Here is a 17,650-nt window from a genome sequence, read left to right on the forward strand (position 1 = left end):
AGAGTTTAGAGTTACAACATATATTTTTGTTTATACGATATATTTAATTTTAGTCGTTTAAGTTCCCTTATGAAGCCTCTACAAATTACATTTTTAGCCTTAATTCTATTTACAGCTTGTAAAAAAGATTCTCAAACAGAAACTAAAGATTTCACTTACTTTGGTGGAGAAATTGTTAATCCAAAAAGTAATTTTGTGATAGTTTACAAGTCCAATACTGCTTTAGACACTCTTACACTAGATAAAAACAACCGTTTTTTATACAAAATTGAAGATATAAATCCAGGGATTTATAGTTTTTATCATGCTGGTGAATACCAATTGGCTATTTTAGAACCTAAAGATAGTATTGTATTTAGGTTAAATACCTTAGAGTTTGATGAGTCTTTAGTGTTTACAGGCAAAGGCTCTAAAAAAAACAACTACCTTATAAACAAATATTTAGAATACGAATCTGAAAACAAACAAACCATACGTTTAACGCAATTATCGCCTTTAGAATTTGAAAAAAAAGTAGAGGTAATTAAAAACGAAAAAGAAGAAGAATTAAGTGCGTTTATAAAAAAACATGATCCTTCAGAGTTGTTTATAAAAATTGCAAAAGCAAATATTAATTACAGTAATTATAATATAAAAGAACTCTATCCATTTGTAAATTATAAAAACAATGAGCTAGATAACTTTAAGGCTTTACCAGCTAATTTTTATGACTATAGAGAAACAATAGATTATAACGACGAAACCTTAAAAGACTACTATCCTTACTACACCTTTTTAAGATCTCACTTCAACAATATTGCTTTACAAGAGCATTTTAAACACTCTAAAGATACAGAGTTTAATAAAGCCTCTCTAGATTTTAATTTACATAAAATGAAGCTTATTGACCAGAAAATAAGTAATCAAAAAATTAAAGATGCACTTTTAAACCAAACCATGATTCATTTTGTAAACGCGTCTAACAATATCGAAGATTACGATGCTATGTTTAAAGTGTTTAATCAAACTAGTAAAAATAAAAAACATATAGCGCTTGCAAACGCCTATATAAACTCCTGTAAACAGTTAAAAATAGGAAACAAACTGCCTAATTTTATTGTTGAGGATTACAAAAACAATACCATTGAAATCTCTAAACTCCTTAAACAGCCAACCGTAATCTATTTTTGGTCTTACCATAATAAAAGCCATTTTATAGATAGCCATTTTAAAGCTAAAGAGCTTAAAGTAAAATATCCAAAAATAAATTTTATAGCTATAAACGTAAATAGTAATAACAATGTAGCGTGGAAAAATTTATTAAAACAATACGATTATAAAGTGGATAACGAATACCACATCATTGACGATGCTACAAAGGAGTTGCTAGCAGCAAATCCTATAAATAAAGTTATACTTTTAGACAAGGAAGGCAAAATAGTAAATTCTAAAGCTAATATGTTTAATATTTCTTTTGAGCAGGAACTACTTGGTTTAGTAAGCAAATAAATTAAAATAAAGCACAAAAAAGAAGCCTTGTGATTACAAGGCTTCTTTTTTATAATACAATTTTAAAAACTAAACTAGTTTCCTTTTTTATAATCTGCCAAAAACTTAGCCAATCCAATATCTGTTAAAGGGTGTTTAAGCAACCCTTCAATAGAGCTTAAAGGACCAGTCATTACATCTGCACCTAATTTAGCACAATCAATAACGTGCATAGTGTGGCGAACAGAAGCCGCAAGAATTTCGGTTTCAAACGCATAATTATCGTAAATGTGTCTAATTTCGGCAATAAGGTTTAGACCATCTGTAGAGATATCGTCTAAACGACCAATAAAAGGAGACACATAAGTTGCTCCAGCTTTTGCAGCCAGTAATGCTTGTCCTGGAGAAAATACTAAAGTAACATTCGTTTTTATCCCTCTATCGCTAAAATATTTACACGCTTTTACACCATCTTTAATCATTGGCAATTTTACCACAATTTGCTCGTGTAACTCAGCCAAAGCCTCGCCTTCTTTAACCATTCCATCAAAATCTGTAGCAATAACCTCTGCACTCACATCGCCATCTACAATATTGCAAATATCCACGTAATGCTTCAAAATATTATCGTGTCCAGTAATCCCTTCCTTAGCCATAAGTGAAGGGTTTGTAGTTACACCATCTAAAATTCCTAAATCCTGTGCATCTTTAATTTGTGCAAGGTTAGCAGTATCAATAAAAAATTTCATCTATAATTAATTTAAGTTGTGTTATTAATAATTTGAGCGTTTTAAAAGGCTATTTGTTTTTTCTTTATTTCCATGTATAAAAGTAAAAAAAATGCCACTTCAATGACGAAGTACTCACAAATTTTTACTTTTTAAATAAGTACGATTCAGTAACCCTTAACGCGATGCGAAGTTACAATTTATGTTTATTTGGTTCTAAAAATGATATTAAATGATATTAACATTTCTAATCAAAAAACTCAAAAGTTCTCTCGCAGTCTAAATCTTGTTCATAATAGCTCATTTTAAAATCATTATGACTCCAATGCACATTCCAATCAAACACAAAAACTTCAAAGTAAATAATAAACAAAGACAAAGCGCATAAGATTACAATAATCACCTTACCTACTGTCTTAAATATTTTAGATGTAATAGAATCTAAAAAATAAACCAATCCATAAATTAATACACTCCAAAATAAAACATTACCAATAAAACCCGAAATAAATAAATTACCAGACATAGAAAACACCCAAGTTCCATTTGTACTCTGCACGAACGGAAATCCATAAAAATGAGGCCAACGCTCACTAGTTTCGCAAACGTATTTAAAGGTAATAAAGTGCGGAAGTGTAAAACCAACAGCTATACAAAGAGTAGCTAATAGTCTTTTCATTATTATAACTTATAATGATTAATAAACATTTTTTCGTACATTTTATCAGGCAATAAAAACTTTAATACAATAGAGAATTTTTGCATAAAAGCACCAACTTTATAATGTGTTTTTTACTTTTAATAGTAATCACGTGCTTTTATTTAATAAAAAAAGCACACTCAAAACCCTGAACACAGTACAAAGTTAGCGTTAAACTTTAGTAAATATTATAAATAAAAAATAATTTTATTTCCCCAAAAAATATTACTTACTTTAGTGTAATAAATTTCGTTCAACCAAAAAATAAAAAAAAAAAAAAAAAATGAAATTAAATACGCTATTATCACTAGTTTTACTAGTCTTTTTGCTTAACTGCAATGCTGATATTGATGAACCTACTGTAGATGATATTGCTATAGTTGAAGAAATGGAAGAAGAAATAGCATGTGCTCCCGAAGAAATTTTAAATCTTACAGAAACAAATACCTCTACAGGATTAAATTCTCTTAATACGGAATGGGACGTTACCTTTACTGAAACGACAATAGCACTAAGTCATGAAACTGATTGTGTTTTTTATTGTGAAAGTAAAGAATATTTTGTTTTTTCTAAAAGCGAAGACTGTATTGTTTTGGAACATGCTTACACTTGGGTAGATGATGAATTTTATGCTCCCACAACTATTAACGAATACACAGAAGATGTTATCTTTAGCATGCAAGAGTGGATTGAAGATGAAAAATTTATTGGGAAATTAAACTATAGTACAACAGATTTTAGTGGTAATACAATAGACATAGAGCGTTCGTTTTATTTAACATTATCAATGGATGATTTTGAGACTGATACAATGACAGAATATACGTCGTTTGAAGACTGTTACAACAGTCAATTACCACTATTAATAGATGTAAACAATGATGGTGTAAACGACTTTAGTTTTGATCAATACACCTCTAACGCGACAACAATGCCTTCTTTTTTAAGCTCTAGCATTACATTAAATCCGTTAAACAGTGATAACCAATTATTGGCAACTGATTTAATTGCACAATCCAATTCTGTTTTATTTCCAAAAAATGATTTTGACCAAATGGATTCTCAAGATGGGTATCCATTTAATGGTGATTTTGCAGTCCTAACCACTTACGTTGATTATGATGACACAACCTTTAAACAATATAATCATTGGAGATCAATGTTCACAGACAGTATGGACGCCTCAATTGTTATGTTAGAAGATGCAACTACTTTTGTGGAAATGACTATAGATAGTCAGATCTATTATGGTTGGATTAAATATAGTATAGTACCAGAAACTTGTTATATAGAAGTCATTGACACTTATTTACACAGTGTACCAAACGAGCATATTACCACTTACTAACGTTAAAGCTTATAATGATTAATAAGCATTTTCTCGTACATTTTATCAGGCAATAAAAACTTTAATACAATAGAGAATTTTTGCATAAAAGCACCAACTTTATAGTGTGTTTTTGGATTTTTAGTGTTTATAACCTCATATACTTTTTTAGCTACTGCAATTGGATCACTGCTTTTATTTACATGCGCATCAATATCTGTTAAAACACTTTTATACTTTTTGTATGGAGAATGTTCTGTTACTGGAGCGTGATAACGACCAGCTGCAATATTTGTAGCAAAATCGCCAGGAGCAATATTTGCCATTTTAATATTAAAATCTTTAAGTTCTATTCGGTAAGCTTCAGTTAAAATTTCTAAGGCTCCTTTACTTGCACTATAAATGCCTCTGTAAGGTAATCCCATAAAACCTGCAATGGAAGTGATATTAAGTATTAATCCTTCATTTTGAAGTCGCATTTGTGGCAAAACTGCGTTAATAACTTGTATTGGACCAAAAAAATTAGTGTCGAAATTATGTTGCATCTGTTCCATCGGAATCTCTTCAATAGGACCAGTAATACCAACACCAGCATTATTAATTACAACATCTATTTTGCCTTCTTTAGTAATTATAGTCTCAATAGCAGAGTGTATAGTCTCTACTTTTTTAACATCTAAAGCAACGATTGGGAATTGACTATTAGGATAGTTTTTAGGTGTTCTGCTTGTACCATAAACCGTAAACCCTTTTGAGATAAGAAACTCTCCAATGGATTTACCAATACCAGACGATCCACCAGTAATTAAAACAACTTTAGACATAACTGTAAAATTAAAGCTTCAAAAATACAATATTATTGATGAGATTTATCTTTTAAAGGTATTGTATTAAACTAAAAAATCTTGATTAGCGTATCGCTTTCAAGATTTAAATTTTGGGCACAAAAAAAGGCAAGCTACCTACATCACACTGCTACAACCATTTACCTTTGCTTCGTTCCCGACCTGGAGGATTCAACAGGAGCTAGTTGTGTAGGACTTGCCGAGTGCAAAGATACAATCTTTTAAAATTTTCACAATGATTTTTTATACTGAATTTTAATAAATAACTTGCTACCAAATTAATTTACATTATGAAAGTCTTTAAATCACTTACAATCATATTTTTAACTACTCTACTTTTTAATTGTGGAGGCAGTTCTAAGCAAAAAAAAAATGAGTTTTCATTAAAAACTAGTGCTCAAAACAATGCTATAGCCTATAACGAAGTATTAAATTTCGAGTTATTAAACCCAAAAAACCACGAAATAGAGTCAGTAACTTACACTTTAAATGGCAAATCTGTTTCAAATCCTATTTCGCTTAGTAATCATCCACTAGGAAAATATGATCTTGTGGCCACTGTAAATTACGATGGAGAAACAGAAACTGTTACAAAACCAATCTCTATTTTAAACACAGTAGCTCCAAAAGTTTTTTCTTTTGAGGTTGTAAACACCTATCCTCACGACATCACATCCTATACACAAGGCTTAGAATTTAACAATGGCATACTTTACGAAAGCACTGGCCAATATGGCGAATCTAAACTGCGTAAAGTAGATTATAAAACAGGTGAAGTCTCTAAAAATATAGACTTACCTAAAGAGTATTTTGGCGAAGGATTAACCGTTTTAAACAACAAATTATACTTACTAACATGGCAAAGAGGTACAGGATTTATATACAATCCAGAAACTTTAGAAAAAGAAAGCAGCTTTAAATATGGAGCAAGCAAAGAAGGTTGGGGATTTTGTAACGATGGCACAATACTTTATAAAAGTGATGGTACCGAAAAAATATGGAAACTAAACCCAGACACCTTAGCCGAAGAGGGTAACATCCAAGTCTATACTCATAAAGGAAAAATTGGTAGATTAAATGAATTAGAATGGATAAACGGAAAAATTTACGCAAATATCTATCAAAAAGATGGTGTGGTAATCATTAATCCTAAAAATGGAGCAACTGAAGCTGTAATAGATTTTTCGTCATTAAAAAAGAAAGTAACACAACATGACAAATTAGACGTCCTTAATGGTATTGCTTACAACCCTGAAACAGAAACCATTTTTGTAACAGGAAAACGATGGGATAAATTATTTGAGGTTAGGATTATTGAGAATTAAATAATCCCAACACATAATAATTACTAATTTCAAAAGTTATATTTTTAGCGCTTAAACAGTATCCAACTATTTTACGTGTTAAAAACGCACAACAACTAAGATTTTACATAATGAAAAACACTCTCTACTTTATACTTTGCCTTGGATTTATAATTACTTGGAGTTCATGCCGAAAGGATTTTGAATTCTCACCAAGCACAGGAAATTTAGGCTTTTCCAAAGACACTGTGTATTTAGACACTGTGTTTACAAATATTGGATCTAGTACTTATAATCTTAAAGTGTATAATAATAGTGATGAAGATATTAGTATTCCTTTTGTTGGTTTAGCACGTGGAGAGAATTCGGAATACCGATTAAACGTAGATGGAATTGCTGGTAAAAATTTCGAAAATGTAGAAATTTTAGCTAACGATAGCTTATTTGTTTTTGTTGAAACCACTATAGATATTAACAATTTACCAACTTTAGATGGCACATTTTTATATACAGACCAAATACAATTTGATTCTGGTTCAAACCAACAGGAAGTAGAATTAGTGACCTTGGTTCGCGATGCTGTATTTATTTATCCAGACCGAGACAACACCACTGGAGTTATAGAAACTCTAACTTTAGAAGTTGGAGGAGAACAAATAGAAACCGAAATTCAGGGACGTGAGTTGTTAGATGAAGAGTTAACGTTTACCAACCAAAAACCCTACGTTATTTATGGCTATGCAGCTGTTCCTAACGGAGAAACACTAACTATAGATGCTGGTGCACGTGTCCATTTTCATTCTAATTCTGGGATTCTAGTCTCAGAAAACGCCTCATTACAAGTTAATGGCGCTTTAAGTAATGACGAAGAATTATTAGAAAACGAAGTCATTTTTGAAGGCGACCGTTTAGAGCCAATTTTTGCAGATGTACCAGGACAATGGGGAACGATTTGGCTGTTTGAAAATAGTGTGAATAACGTGATTAATCATGCAACAATTAAAAATGCAACTGTTGCAGTATTAAGCGATGGAAATGCCAATGCAGCAACCGATAAATTAACGATAACAAACTCTCAAATTTATAATTCTAGCAACTTTGGTATTTTAGCCAGAAACACCTCAATTACAGGCGAAAACTTAGTTATTAATAATTCTGGACAAACCTCTTTAGCAGCTACTGTTGGCGGAAAATATAATTTTACACATTGTACGATTGCTAATTATTGGAACAATAGTTTTAGACAGTTTCCTGCATTACTGGTTAATAATTTTATACAAGACGCAGATGGAACCACGTTTATTGTCGATTTAATTGAAGCTAATTTTAACAACTGCATAATCTACGGAAACGATAATCCTGAATTTATTATTGATGAAGTTGAAGATGCAGCAGTTACATTTAACTTTAAGTTTACTAATTGTTTAGTGCGCTTTAACGATACCAACAATGCCTTTACAGGAAGTAATTACGATTTTAACGACACCACTAAATACGAAAACGTAATTTTTAACGAAGAACCAGACTTTAGAGATGCCAATGAAAACGACTTGATTATTGGAGACAATTCCGAAGCAAATAACCAAGGAAACACACTATTCTCTAATCAAGTACCAAACGATATTTTAGGAGTTAATAGAACAGCTTCTCCAGATTTAGGAGCTTACCAACATATTACTTTTGAGTAACCAGTAATAAAATTATACAATAAAAATGCCTGCTGTTGAGCAGGCATTTTTTATTCCGCATAAGCGAATTTATAATATTAAACAAATAGTGGTAAACCACTCATCATCGCATTAACCTTTGCTCCTATTTTTGCTAGTTTGTCTTCGTTTTCGTAATTTGTAATGACTTCATCAATTAACCCAACAATCGCATCCACATCCTTTTCTTTTAATCCACGTGTTGTAATTGCTGGTGTTCCAACTCGTATTCCCGAAGTTACAAATGGCGATTTATCGTCAAATGGTACCATATTTTTATTTACAGTAATATCTGCTTTTACCAATGCTTGTTCTGCATCTTTACCTGTAATATTTTTAGTTCTTAAATCAATAAGCATCATGTGGTTATCTGTTCCGCCAGAAATAATGTGGTAATCTCTTTGTACAAAAGCTTCAGCCATGGCAGCTGCATTCTTTTTTACTTGTAACATGTAATGCAAAAACTCATCGGTTAAAGCTTCTCCAAAAGCAATGGCTTTAGCAGCAATAATATGCTCTAAAGGACCTCCTTGATTACCAGGAAACACTCCAGAATCTAGTAAGGATGACATTTTACGTAAGTTTCCGTTTTTCAATTTTAAACCAAATGGGTTATCAAAATCTTTTCCCATCATGATCATTCCACCTCTTGGACCTCTCAATGTTTTATGTGTTGTTGTCGTCACAATGTGGCAATGTGGCAATGGATCGTTTAAAATGCCTTTGGCGATTAAACCAGATGGATGTGAAATATCACCAAGTAATAATGCTCCAACACTATCTGCAATAGCACGAAAACGTTTAAAATCCATATCGCGAGAATAAGCAGAAGCGCCTGCAATAATTAGTTTTGGTTTTTCGCGTTTAGCAACTTCTTCTACATGATCGTAATCAATTAAACCAGTTTCTTTTTTAACACCATAAAAAACAGGGTTGTATAATTTACCAGAAAAATTTACTGGAGATCCATGCGTTAAATGGCCTCCATGAGATAAATCGAAACCTAATATGGTGTCTCCTGGTTTTAAACACGCTGCAAAAACTGCAGTATTTGCCTGGCTACCAGAGTGTGGCTGCACATTAGCATAAGCTGCACCAAATAAGGTTTTTGCACGCTCAATTGCAATAGTTTCTACTTCATCTACAATTTCACAACCTCCATAATAGCGTTTACCAGGATACCCTTCTGCATATTTATTAGTAAGTACAGAACCTGCTGCTTCCATAACTTGGTTACTCACAAAATTCTCCGATGCTATAAGTTCTATACCATCTAGTTGGCGTTCGTGTTCTGCCTTTATTAATTCAAAAATTTGAGCGTCGCGTTGCATATTTTATAGTGTTAAATTAAAAAAACAAAAATAATAAATACTAGGCTTTATTAAGTCTAAAAACCACTTAATTAGTAATATTGTTATTATCTTTTTAAATATGTTTATAAGTCTAAAATTTTATATATAATTTAAGTTTAAAATTAATTTAAAATGAAAAAATTTATGTAGGTTTGAGTCGCATTTACAAACCAATAATCAAACAAAACTATGCCACTTTCCGCAAACAACCCAAATAGATCGTCTTGGCTTTATGTCGATAAAAATTCTGATTTTCCAATTCAAAACATTCCGTTTGGTGTATTTTTAACACGAGACGATATTATTACCATTGGAACTCGTATTGGAGATACAGCTATAGATTTAGGCGCTTTACATCAATTAGGATATTTTGAAGGCATCCCATTAACCGATGATATTTTTCTTCAAGATACATTAAACGATTTTATTGCTGATGGTAGAAAAACATGGCGTTTGGTTAGAAATAGAATTGCTGAAATTTTTGATAGTAACAATTCTAAATTAAAAGACAATACTAAACATAAGGAAACAGTTTGTTTTAGATTAGACGAAATAGAAATGCAACTCCCAATACAAGTTGGTGATTATACAGATTTTTACTCAAGCATAGAACATGCCACAAATGTTGGTACAATGTTTAGAGATCCTGATAATGCCTTATTACCAAACTGGTTACACATACCTGTTGGTTACCATGGACGTAGTAGCTCTATCATTCCATCTGGTATTCCTGTGCACAGGCCACAAGGACAAACTTTACCTGCTGGAGCAACAGAGCCTGTTTTTGGACCTAGTAAATTGGTAGATTTTGAGTTAGAAATGGCGTTTATTACTACAGATGCTAACGATTTAGGCGAGCCTATTCCAATAGAAGAAACCGAAGAATATATTTTTGGTTTAGTTTTATTTAACGATTGGTCTGCTAGAGATATCCAAAAATGGGAATACGTACCATTAGGACCATTTTTAGCAAAAAGCTTTGCCTCTAGTATGTCGCCTTGGATTGTTACTTTAGACGCTTTAGAGCCTTTTAGAGTAGAAAGTCCTAAGCCTATTAAACCACAATTAGACTACTTAAAAACTAAAGGGAAAAAGAGTTACGATATTAATTTAGAAGTTGCTATTAAACCTAAAGGTGCTAAAGAAACTGTGGTTTCTAAATCTAATTTTAAACACATGTATTGGAATATGTCGCAGCAATTAGCACACCATACTATAAATGGTTGTCCTATAAATGCTGGAGATATGATGGGAAGTGGTACAATTTCTGGACCAACACCAGACTCTTATGGTTCGATGTTAGAACTCACTTGGAGAGGCGAAAAACCTATTAAAATGAAGGATGGAACAGAACGTAAATTTATAAACGATAACGATACTGTAATAATGAGAGGTCACTGCGAAAAAGATGGTACACGTATTGGTTTTGGAGAAGTCTCTACAAAAATATTACCTGTTTACTCGCCTAAAAACTCAAAATAACTTAAGGTTTAAAAATACCTTTAACAGCGTTTTTTATTCCTAATGCATTAAGCACTTTAATTGCATTTGTTTTTATTATAACCTTAAATTTTTTAAAGCTAGATTCCTTTGCGTATCTGGCTTTTAACGCTTTTACAGGTGTTTTTGTTACTGGTAACTCAAAAAATGCTTCAATTGCATTTAGTGTTTTTTTAGGATTTGCGATGTACGCATTATACTCCACAAACAAAGTGTTTTCCACTCCACTCTTTTGCTTCCATTGGTTATAAAAAAAAACTAAATCATCGTAAAACCCATCTTGTTTCGCTTTTTCTAATAATTGGTCTGTAGTTAAATCCACACTATAACTTGGAGGCAAGCCATTAAATTTAAATTTTGCGCCTCGTAAATAGGCTTCAAGAATTTCTATTGGTTCTCTTAAAAGCACAACTTTTTTCTTATCCTCTAAAAGCTTTAAATTTATTGCACTAGGAAAAATATGCTGTTTATACAACCTACTGTCTTTACATAAATTTGTCACTATTTCCGGAGTTAATTCTCTAATATCAGAGTGCACAGTATGTAACATATTACAGCCATTTGGTATAGCGTTATTTCTAAATGAAAAATCTTGAACACCCTCAATATTATGAGCTTCAGACACTGTTTTTAATAAAGAACTACTTGCGCTTTTTGGTATAGCTATGATGAGCATAGTGTAAAATAATGTGTTTGTTTTTAGATAGAAATGTATTCTATTAGCCTCAAATTTAAACATTACGTTGCAATGTTTTATGTTGTTTGGCATACTAATTGAAATATCTACATTATAGCAACCCATTAAACACAAAACAGATGAAAAAAATTACACTATTAGCAGCACTTCTTCTAGTACTAACATCTTGTGTTGGAAGAAAACAAATTGAAAAGCAATTACACTCTGGCAATTATGACCTTGCCATTAGCAATGCTTTAAAAAAATTAGAAAACAACAAGCATAAAAAACGTAAGCAAGATTACATAATTATGCTTAAAGATGCCTACTACAAAGTGGTTGCAGAGGATCACAATAGAATTTCGAGACTTAAAAAAGAAACAAATCCTGAAACCTTTGAAGCTATTTTTAATACTTATTTAGATTTAGAGGCTAGACAAAATGCTATAAAAGCTGTGCTTTCTTTACAAATTGGAGGTAAAACGCTTCAATTAAACTTTAATGAGTATTCTAATCAAATTGTTGAGTACAGAGCAAAGGTTTCAGACTATAAATATACTACTGCTCTTGCTTTAATGAATAGTGAGAATAAATTAGATAATAGAGAAGCGTATTCAATTTTAAATGAAATAGAACGTATAAATCCTAATTACAAGGACATTAGAAGTTTAATGGATGCAGCACATCATCAAGGCACAGATTACGTTTTAGTCTCTATCGAAAATCAAACACATCAATTAATTCCTGCGAGATTACAAACCGATTTATTAAACTTTGACACTTATGGCTTAAACGATTTTTGGACTGTTTACCATGCTAATGCAAACAATAGTATAGATTATGATTATGCAATGCAACTACAATTACAACGTATTAATGTGTCGCCAGAACGTATTACAGAAAGACAAATAATTAGAAAAAAGAACATTGTAGATGGTTGGGAATATGTTTTAGATGCTAGCGGAAATGTAGTACAGGATAGTTTAGGAAACGACATCAAGCAAGACAAAATTATAACTGCAAAAGCTAGATTTTTTGAGTTTAATCAATTAAAATCTACGCAAGTTATCGCAAGAGTTGTTTACTCAGATTTAAAACAAAGCCAAGTATTAGAAAGCTTTCCTATAGATAGTAAATTTATATTCGAAAATCTATACGCTAATGTTAGAGGAGACAAAAGAGCTTTAACTGCTGAAGACTTAGAAATTTTAAGAAACAGAAGACAACATTTTCCAAGTAACGAGCAAATGGTTTACGATACTGGCGAAGATTTAAAACTGAAGCTTAAACACATTATAACCAGATATAGTTTTAGAAGCTAAAAACAAAAAACTCCCAAAGTGATTTGGGAGTTTTTAGGTTTATAAGTTATTAAATTAACTACTCTTATATTTTTTTTTATATTGAAGTGTGTTAATCTTAAATTAATTAAAAATGAAAACAAAATTAACAATTACATTAACTTCATTATTCTTTGTGTTTTTTCTATTTAATTGTGATTCTAAAAAAGAAAAAAAGGAAAGCGAAAATTTAACAACTTTAAGTAAATATGATTTAAAAATTGAAAAGAACAAAGACTTAAATACTTATGCTTCTAATTTACGTGGCAAAATTTTAAAGTCAGATATTTTTAAAGACTTAAATAACATTAAAGATTTTGAAATTAAATATGTCGATTTATATAAGTCAGACTATTTATATGGAAAGGCTTTAGATTCTGATGGCAATCATATTGTATTTAGACAAAAAATCGAAGTATCAAAACATAAAGATGGTTCACAAACATTACGATTTTTATCTGATGGTGAAAAGTGCACAGGAGTAAATTGCTCAAAATGTTCATTTGCTTCAGATGGAGGATGCGAATGTGATCGTGCTGGAGAACCTACTCAATCATCTTATTGCAATCATTCTACATCTACAGGTGATTAAATAGTTTATAAATAATATACAAAAAACTCCCAAAGTGATTTGGGAGTTTTTTGCGCTATAATAGTATTCATAAATTCTTTCAAACAAATTTGCTCAAATCAATCTCATTAATTGCACCATGACTAGCGTGAGCAACTGCTACTCCATTTTTAATTACAATTAGTTGTGGAGATTGATGTAACACCTGAAATTTGTAACCAACCTCATTAGAAACGTCTCTATAACTTAGTAAATCAAGATAATATAAATCTAAATTAGCATCAACATCAAACAAAGCAACAAATTGGTTCATCACCATTTTACTTATTCCACAACGTGTAGAATGCTTAAATATAACTTGTGTTTTGCCTTTAGATAATTGTTCTATAACTGCTAACTGATCTATTGTAGTTAACGGTTTCCAAGGTAAAAGCTTTTCTTCTTTTGGTTCTTTAGAGCTTCCAAATAATTTTTTAAACATAAATAATCTTCTTTATCATTTCCGCAAAGACGGAAATCTTTTATATATTTTATAGTCGAAACCTTTCTTTTAAAATTACAAACTGACTAAAAGTCACACAAACAGTGCGTTCTACAGACATTTTGTCTTGTAATTTCAATTGGTAAGGTAATTGAAATGTAGCTAAATGTAAAAAGAAAATTAATAATAGTTTTCCAATTACAATTATAAAATTGAGAAATTAAATACAGAACATTCCTTGTAAAAAGGAAAACAAAAACAACATAAATTATGAATTTTAATAATTTTACTATTAAATCACAAGAAGCCATACAGCAAGCACAGCAGCTCGCTCAAAGCTTAGGACATCAACAAATTGAAAATGAGCATATATTTAAAGCCATTTTTGAGGTTGATGAAAACGTTTTGCCTTTTTTATTAAAAAAGTTAAATGTTAACATAGCCATACTTCAGCAAGCGTTAGACAAGCAATTAGAGAGCTTTGCTAAAGTTTCTGGAGGCGACTTAATGCTGTCTAGAGAGGCTAATAAAGCCTTAAACGAAGCATCTATTATTGCAAAAAAAATGAACGATGATTATGTATCTATCGAGCATTTAATTTTAGCAGTTTTTAAATCTAACAGTAAAATTGCTCAAATGCTAAAAGATCAAGGCGTGACCGAAAAAGCATTACAAGCAGGAATTAATGAGCTAAGAAAAGGCGATAGAGTTACTTCTCAAAGCCAAGAAGAAACTTATAATTCCTTAAATAAATATGCTAAAAACCTCAACCAATTAGCTAGAGATGGAAAATTAGATCCTGTTATTGGTCGCGACGAAGAGATTAGAAGAATCCTTCAAATTTTATCGCGTCGTACCAAAAACAACCCTATTTTAGTAGGTGAGCCAGGTACTGGTAAAACTGCAATTGCCGAAGGTTTAGCACATAGAATTATTGATGGAGACGTCCCAGAAAATTTAGTCGATAAGCAAATTTTCGCTCTAGATATGGGAGCACTTATTGCAGGCGCAAAATTTAAAGGCGAATTCGAAGAGCGACTAAAAGCCGTTATTAAAGAAGTTACCGAAAGTGATGGCGATATTGTACTATTTATAGACGAAATCCATACCCTTGTTGGAGCAGGTGGTGGACAAGGTGCAATGGATGCTGCTAATATTTTAAAACCAGCATTAGCTCGTGGTGAGTTAAGAGCTATTGGCGCAACCACTTTAGATGAGTACCAAAAATATTTTGAAAAAGATAAAGCACTGGAGCGTCGTTTCCAAAAAGTAATGGTTGATGAACCAGATACAGAAAGTGCGATTTCCATTTTAAGAGGTATTAAAGAAAAGTACGAAACACATCATAAAGTACGTATTAAAGATAATGCTATTATTGGAGCTGTAGAGTTATCGCAACGCTATATTACCAATCGTTTTTTACCAGATAAAGCCATTGATTTAATGGATGAGGCTGCTTCTAAATTGCGTATGGAAATCAATTCTAAACCAGAAGAATTAGATGTTTTAGATAGAAAGATTATGCAGTTAGAAATTGAAATTGAAGCCATTAAAAGAGAGAAAGACGAAGTAAAACTGAAGAGTTTACGATCGGATTTAGCAAATTTAAAGGAAGAAAGAAACGAAATTAATGCCAAGTGGAAAAGTGAAAAAGAGGTTGTAGATAATATCCAAAATACAAAACAAAATATCGAAAACTTTAAGCTTGAAGCTGAAAGAGCAGAACGTGATGGTAATTACGGTAAGGTAGCCGAATTACGCTACGGAAAAATAAAAGAAGCGCAAGAAGAATTAGATAAATTACAGAAGCAATTACAAGAAAATCAAAGCGAAAGCTCTTTAATAAAAGAGGAAGTAACTTATGAGGACATTGCAGAAGTTGTTGCAAAATGGACAGGTATTCCTGTTACTAAAATGCTACAAAGTGATCGCGAAAAGCTTTTAAAATTAGAAGACGAACTTCACAAACGTGTGGTTGGCCAGGAAGAAGCTATAGTTGCTGTAAGTGATGCTGTACGTCGCTCGAGAGCAGGTTTACAGAATCCGCAAAAACCAATAGGAACCTTCTTGTTTTTAGGAACAACAGGAGTTGGTAAAACAGAACTTGCAAAAGCGTTGGCTGAGTATTTATTTGATGATGAAAGTGCCATGACCAGAATAGATATGAGTGAATACCAAGAGCGTCATGCTGTGAGCAGATTAGTTGGTGCTCCTCCAGGGTATGTTGGTTATGATGAAGGTGGACAGTTAACCGAAGCTGTAAGACGTAAACCTTACTCTGTAGTGCTTTTAGACGAAATTGAAAAAGCGCATCCAGATACTTTTAATATTTTATTACAAGTATTAGACGAAGGTCATTTAACAGATAACAAAGGACGTGTTGCCGATTTTAAAAACACTATTATAATCATGACCTCTAATATGGGAAGTCAAATTATACAAGAGCGTTTTGAAGCCACTAAGGATATTGATTCTGCAATCGAAGCAGCAAAAGTGGATGTTTTAGCCTTACTAAAGCAAACAGTAAGACCAGAGTTTTTAAACCGAATAGACGATACTATTATGTTTACACCTCTAAACAAGGAGAACATTAAAGATATTGTTGGTTTACAAATTAAAGGCATTACAAAAATGATTGCGAAACAAGGCATTACTTTTGATGCCACTCCAGAAGCTATAAATTATTTAGCAGAAAAAGGGTATAATCCAGAATATGGAGCACGACCTGTAAAAAGAGTGATACAAAAAGAAGTATTAAATGCCTTAAGTAAAGAAATACTTTCGGGTAATGTTACTACAGATAGTATTATACTTTTAGATGCTTTTGACGATAAATTAGTATTTAGAAACCAAGGCGATTTGGTGGCGGAAGAGTTTTAATTCTTTCGTCATTCAGTAGAAGATTCAATTGTAATCACTTGTCATTCAAAAGAAGGAACAACTGAAGAATCTCTACTTGTCATTCAGAAGAAGAAACAAATGAAGAATCTCTACTTGTCATTCAAAAGAAGAAACGACTGAAGAATCTCTATTAGTTATTAATTAAAAATACGATTATAAAACTGGAGAATTTAAAACTTTATAATAATTATAGAGTCTTCGCTTCACTCTAAATGACATATAATCTGTCATTCAGCAGAAGGAACGACTGAAGAATCTCTACTTGTCATTCAGAAGGAGGAACGACTGAAGAATCTCTATAAGTTATTAATCAAAAATACGATTATAAAACTGGAGAATTTAAAACTTTATAATAACTATAGAGTCTTCGCTTCACTCTGAATGAAATATAATCTGTCATTCAAAAGAAGAAACAACTGAATTCATCTGTCATTCAGAAGAAGAAACAAATGAAGAATCTCTACTTGTCATTCAAAAGAAGAAACGACTGAAGAATCTCTACTTGTCATTCAGAAGGAGGAACGACTGAAGAATCTCTACTTGTCATTCAGAAGGAGGAACGACTGAAGAATCTCTATTAGTTATTAATCAAAAATACGATTATAAAATTGGAGAATTTAAAACTTTATAATAACTATAGAGTCTTCGCTTCACTCTGAATGACACAAAAAATCATAAAGTATTGTTAATTCAAAATAACCATAGAATTAACACGTTTTCATAATGGTTGGTTAGTTAGTTGAAAAGCAACG

Annotated in this window: 14 protein-coding genes, 1 other RNA gene and 1 pseudogene; 8 read left to right on the forward strand and 8 right to left on the reverse strand. The window is 31.7% G+C overall.

Annotation, left to right across the window (positions count from 1 at the left end; all coding sequences use genetic code 11):
- Nucleotides 1-69 precede the first annotated feature (69 nt).
- Nucleotides 70-1,488: a TlpA family protein disulfide reductase gene (locus ACVC5O_RS08155; RefSeq protein WP_452220984.1), complete on the forward strand. Its 1,419-nt coding sequence runs from the start codon at nt 70-72 to the stop codon at nt 1,486-1,488.
- Between the two features lie 74 nt (nt 1,489-1,562).
- Here ACVC5O_RS08155 and fsa read toward each other — a convergent pair whose 3' ends face one another.
- The 3 genes and pseudogenes from fsa to ACVC5O_RS08170 all read right to left on the reverse strand — a co-directional run.
- Nucleotides 1,563-2,216: a fructose-6-phosphate aldolase gene (gene fsa, locus ACVC5O_RS08160; protein ID WP_452220985.1), complete on the reverse strand. Its 654-nt coding sequence runs from the start codon at nt 2,214-2,216 to the stop codon at nt 1,563-1,565.
- A 226-nt stretch (nt 2,217-2,442) separates the two neighbouring features.
- Nucleotides 2,443-2,874, reverse strand: coding sequence for a hypothetical protein (locus tag ACVC5O_RS08165; RefSeq protein ID WP_452220986.1), 432 nt, complete (start codon nt 2,872-2,874; stop codon nt 2,443-2,445).
- A gap of 2 nt (nt 2,875-2,876) precedes the next feature.
- A pseudogene (locus ACVC5O_RS08170) lies at nt 2,877-2,987 on the reverse strand (short-chain dehydrogenase/reductase); the annotation flags it as partial.
- A gap of 191 nt (nt 2,988-3,178) precedes the next feature.
- Here ACVC5O_RS08170 and ACVC5O_RS08175 point away from each other — a divergent pair.
- Nucleotides 3,179-4,243, forward strand: a complete 1,065-nt coding sequence (locus ACVC5O_RS08175; RefSeq protein WP_452220987.1) for a hypothetical protein — start codon at nt 3,179-3,181, stop codon at nt 4,241-4,243.
- 2 nt (nt 4,244-4,245) lie between these two features.
- Here ACVC5O_RS08175 and ACVC5O_RS08180 read toward each other — a convergent pair whose 3' ends face one another.
- Nucleotides 4,246-5,046, reverse strand: a complete 801-nt coding sequence (locus ACVC5O_RS08180) for an SDR family oxidoreductase (RefSeq protein WP_452220988.1) — start codon at nt 5,044-5,046, stop codon at nt 4,246-4,248.
- Nucleotides 5,047-5,170: 124 nt separating this feature from the next.
- Nucleotides 5,171-5,269: signal recognition particle sRNA small type (gene ffs / locus ACVC5O_RS08185), an RNA gene on the reverse strand.
- An 88-nt stretch (nt 5,270-5,357) separates the two neighbouring features.
- Here ffs and ACVC5O_RS08190 point away from each other — a divergent pair.
- Entirely contained in the window at nt 5,358-6,392 is a 1,035-nt protein-coding gene (locus ACVC5O_RS08190; RefSeq protein WP_452220989.1) for a glutaminyl-peptide cyclotransferase, read from the forward strand.
- A 110-nt stretch (nt 6,393-6,502) separates the two neighbouring features.
- Nucleotides 6,503-8,059 (forward strand): hypothetical protein, encoded by a 1,557-nt coding sequence (locus ACVC5O_RS08195; protein ID WP_452220990.1) that lies wholly within the window; start codon nt 6,503-6,505, stop codon nt 8,057-8,059.
- Between the two features lie 77 nt (nt 8,060-8,136).
- Here ACVC5O_RS08195 and ACVC5O_RS08200 read toward each other — a convergent pair whose 3' ends face one another.
- Nucleotides 8,137-9,408, reverse strand: a complete 1,272-nt coding sequence (locus ACVC5O_RS08200; RefSeq protein WP_452220991.1) for a serine hydroxymethyltransferase — start codon at nt 9,406-9,408, stop codon at nt 8,137-8,139.
- 210 nt (nt 9,409-9,618) lie between these two features.
- Between ACVC5O_RS08200 and fahA the strand changes: the two genes are divergently transcribed.
- On the forward strand, nt 9,619-10,911 hold the full coding sequence (gene fahA / locus ACVC5O_RS08205; protein ID WP_452220992.1) for a fumarylacetoacetase: 1,293 nt from the start codon (nt 9,619-9,621) through the stop codon (nt 10,909-10,911).
- A gap of 1 nt (nt 10,912) precedes the next feature.
- Here fahA and ACVC5O_RS08210 read toward each other — a convergent pair whose 3' ends face one another.
- Nucleotides 10,913-11,668: a sulfotransferase domain-containing protein gene (locus ACVC5O_RS08210; RefSeq protein WP_452220993.1), complete on the reverse strand. Its 756-nt coding sequence runs from the start codon at nt 11,666-11,668 to the stop codon at nt 10,913-10,915.
- A 77-nt stretch (nt 11,669-11,745) separates the two neighbouring features.
- Between ACVC5O_RS08210 and ACVC5O_RS08215 the strand changes: the two genes are divergently transcribed.
- Nucleotides 11,746-12,927 carry a hypothetical protein gene (locus ACVC5O_RS08215; protein ID WP_452220994.1) on the forward strand — a complete coding sequence of 394 codons (1,182 nt, stop codon included), beginning with the start codon at nt 11,746-11,748 and terminating at the stop codon, nt 12,925-12,927.
- Nucleotides 12,928-13,039: 112 nt separating this feature from the next.
- Nucleotides 13,040-13,537, forward strand: a complete 498-nt coding sequence (locus tag ACVC5O_RS08220) for a hypothetical protein (protein ID WP_452220995.1) — start codon at nt 13,040-13,042, stop codon at nt 13,535-13,537.
- Nucleotides 13,538-13,616: 79 nt separating this feature from the next.
- Here the strand turns inward: ACVC5O_RS08220 and ytxJ are convergent, their stop codons facing one another.
- Complete coding sequence (ytxJ, locus tag ACVC5O_RS08225; protein WP_452220996.1) at nt 13,617-13,997, reverse strand: bacillithiol system redox-active protein YtxJ; 381 nt, start codon at nt 13,995-13,997, stop codon at nt 13,617-13,619.
- Nucleotides 13,998-14,267: 270 nt separating this feature from the next.
- Here ytxJ and clpB point away from each other — a divergent pair, with 270 nt between their 5' ends.
- Complete coding sequence (gene clpB, locus ACVC5O_RS08230) at nt 14,268-16,877, forward strand: ATP-dependent chaperone ClpB (protein WP_452220997.1); 2,610 nt, start codon at nt 14,268-14,270, stop codon at nt 16,875-16,877.
- The last annotated feature ends 773 nt before the right edge of the window (nt 16,878-17,650 follow it).

The sequence above is a fragment of the Lacinutrix salivirga genome (assembly GCF_053604675.1).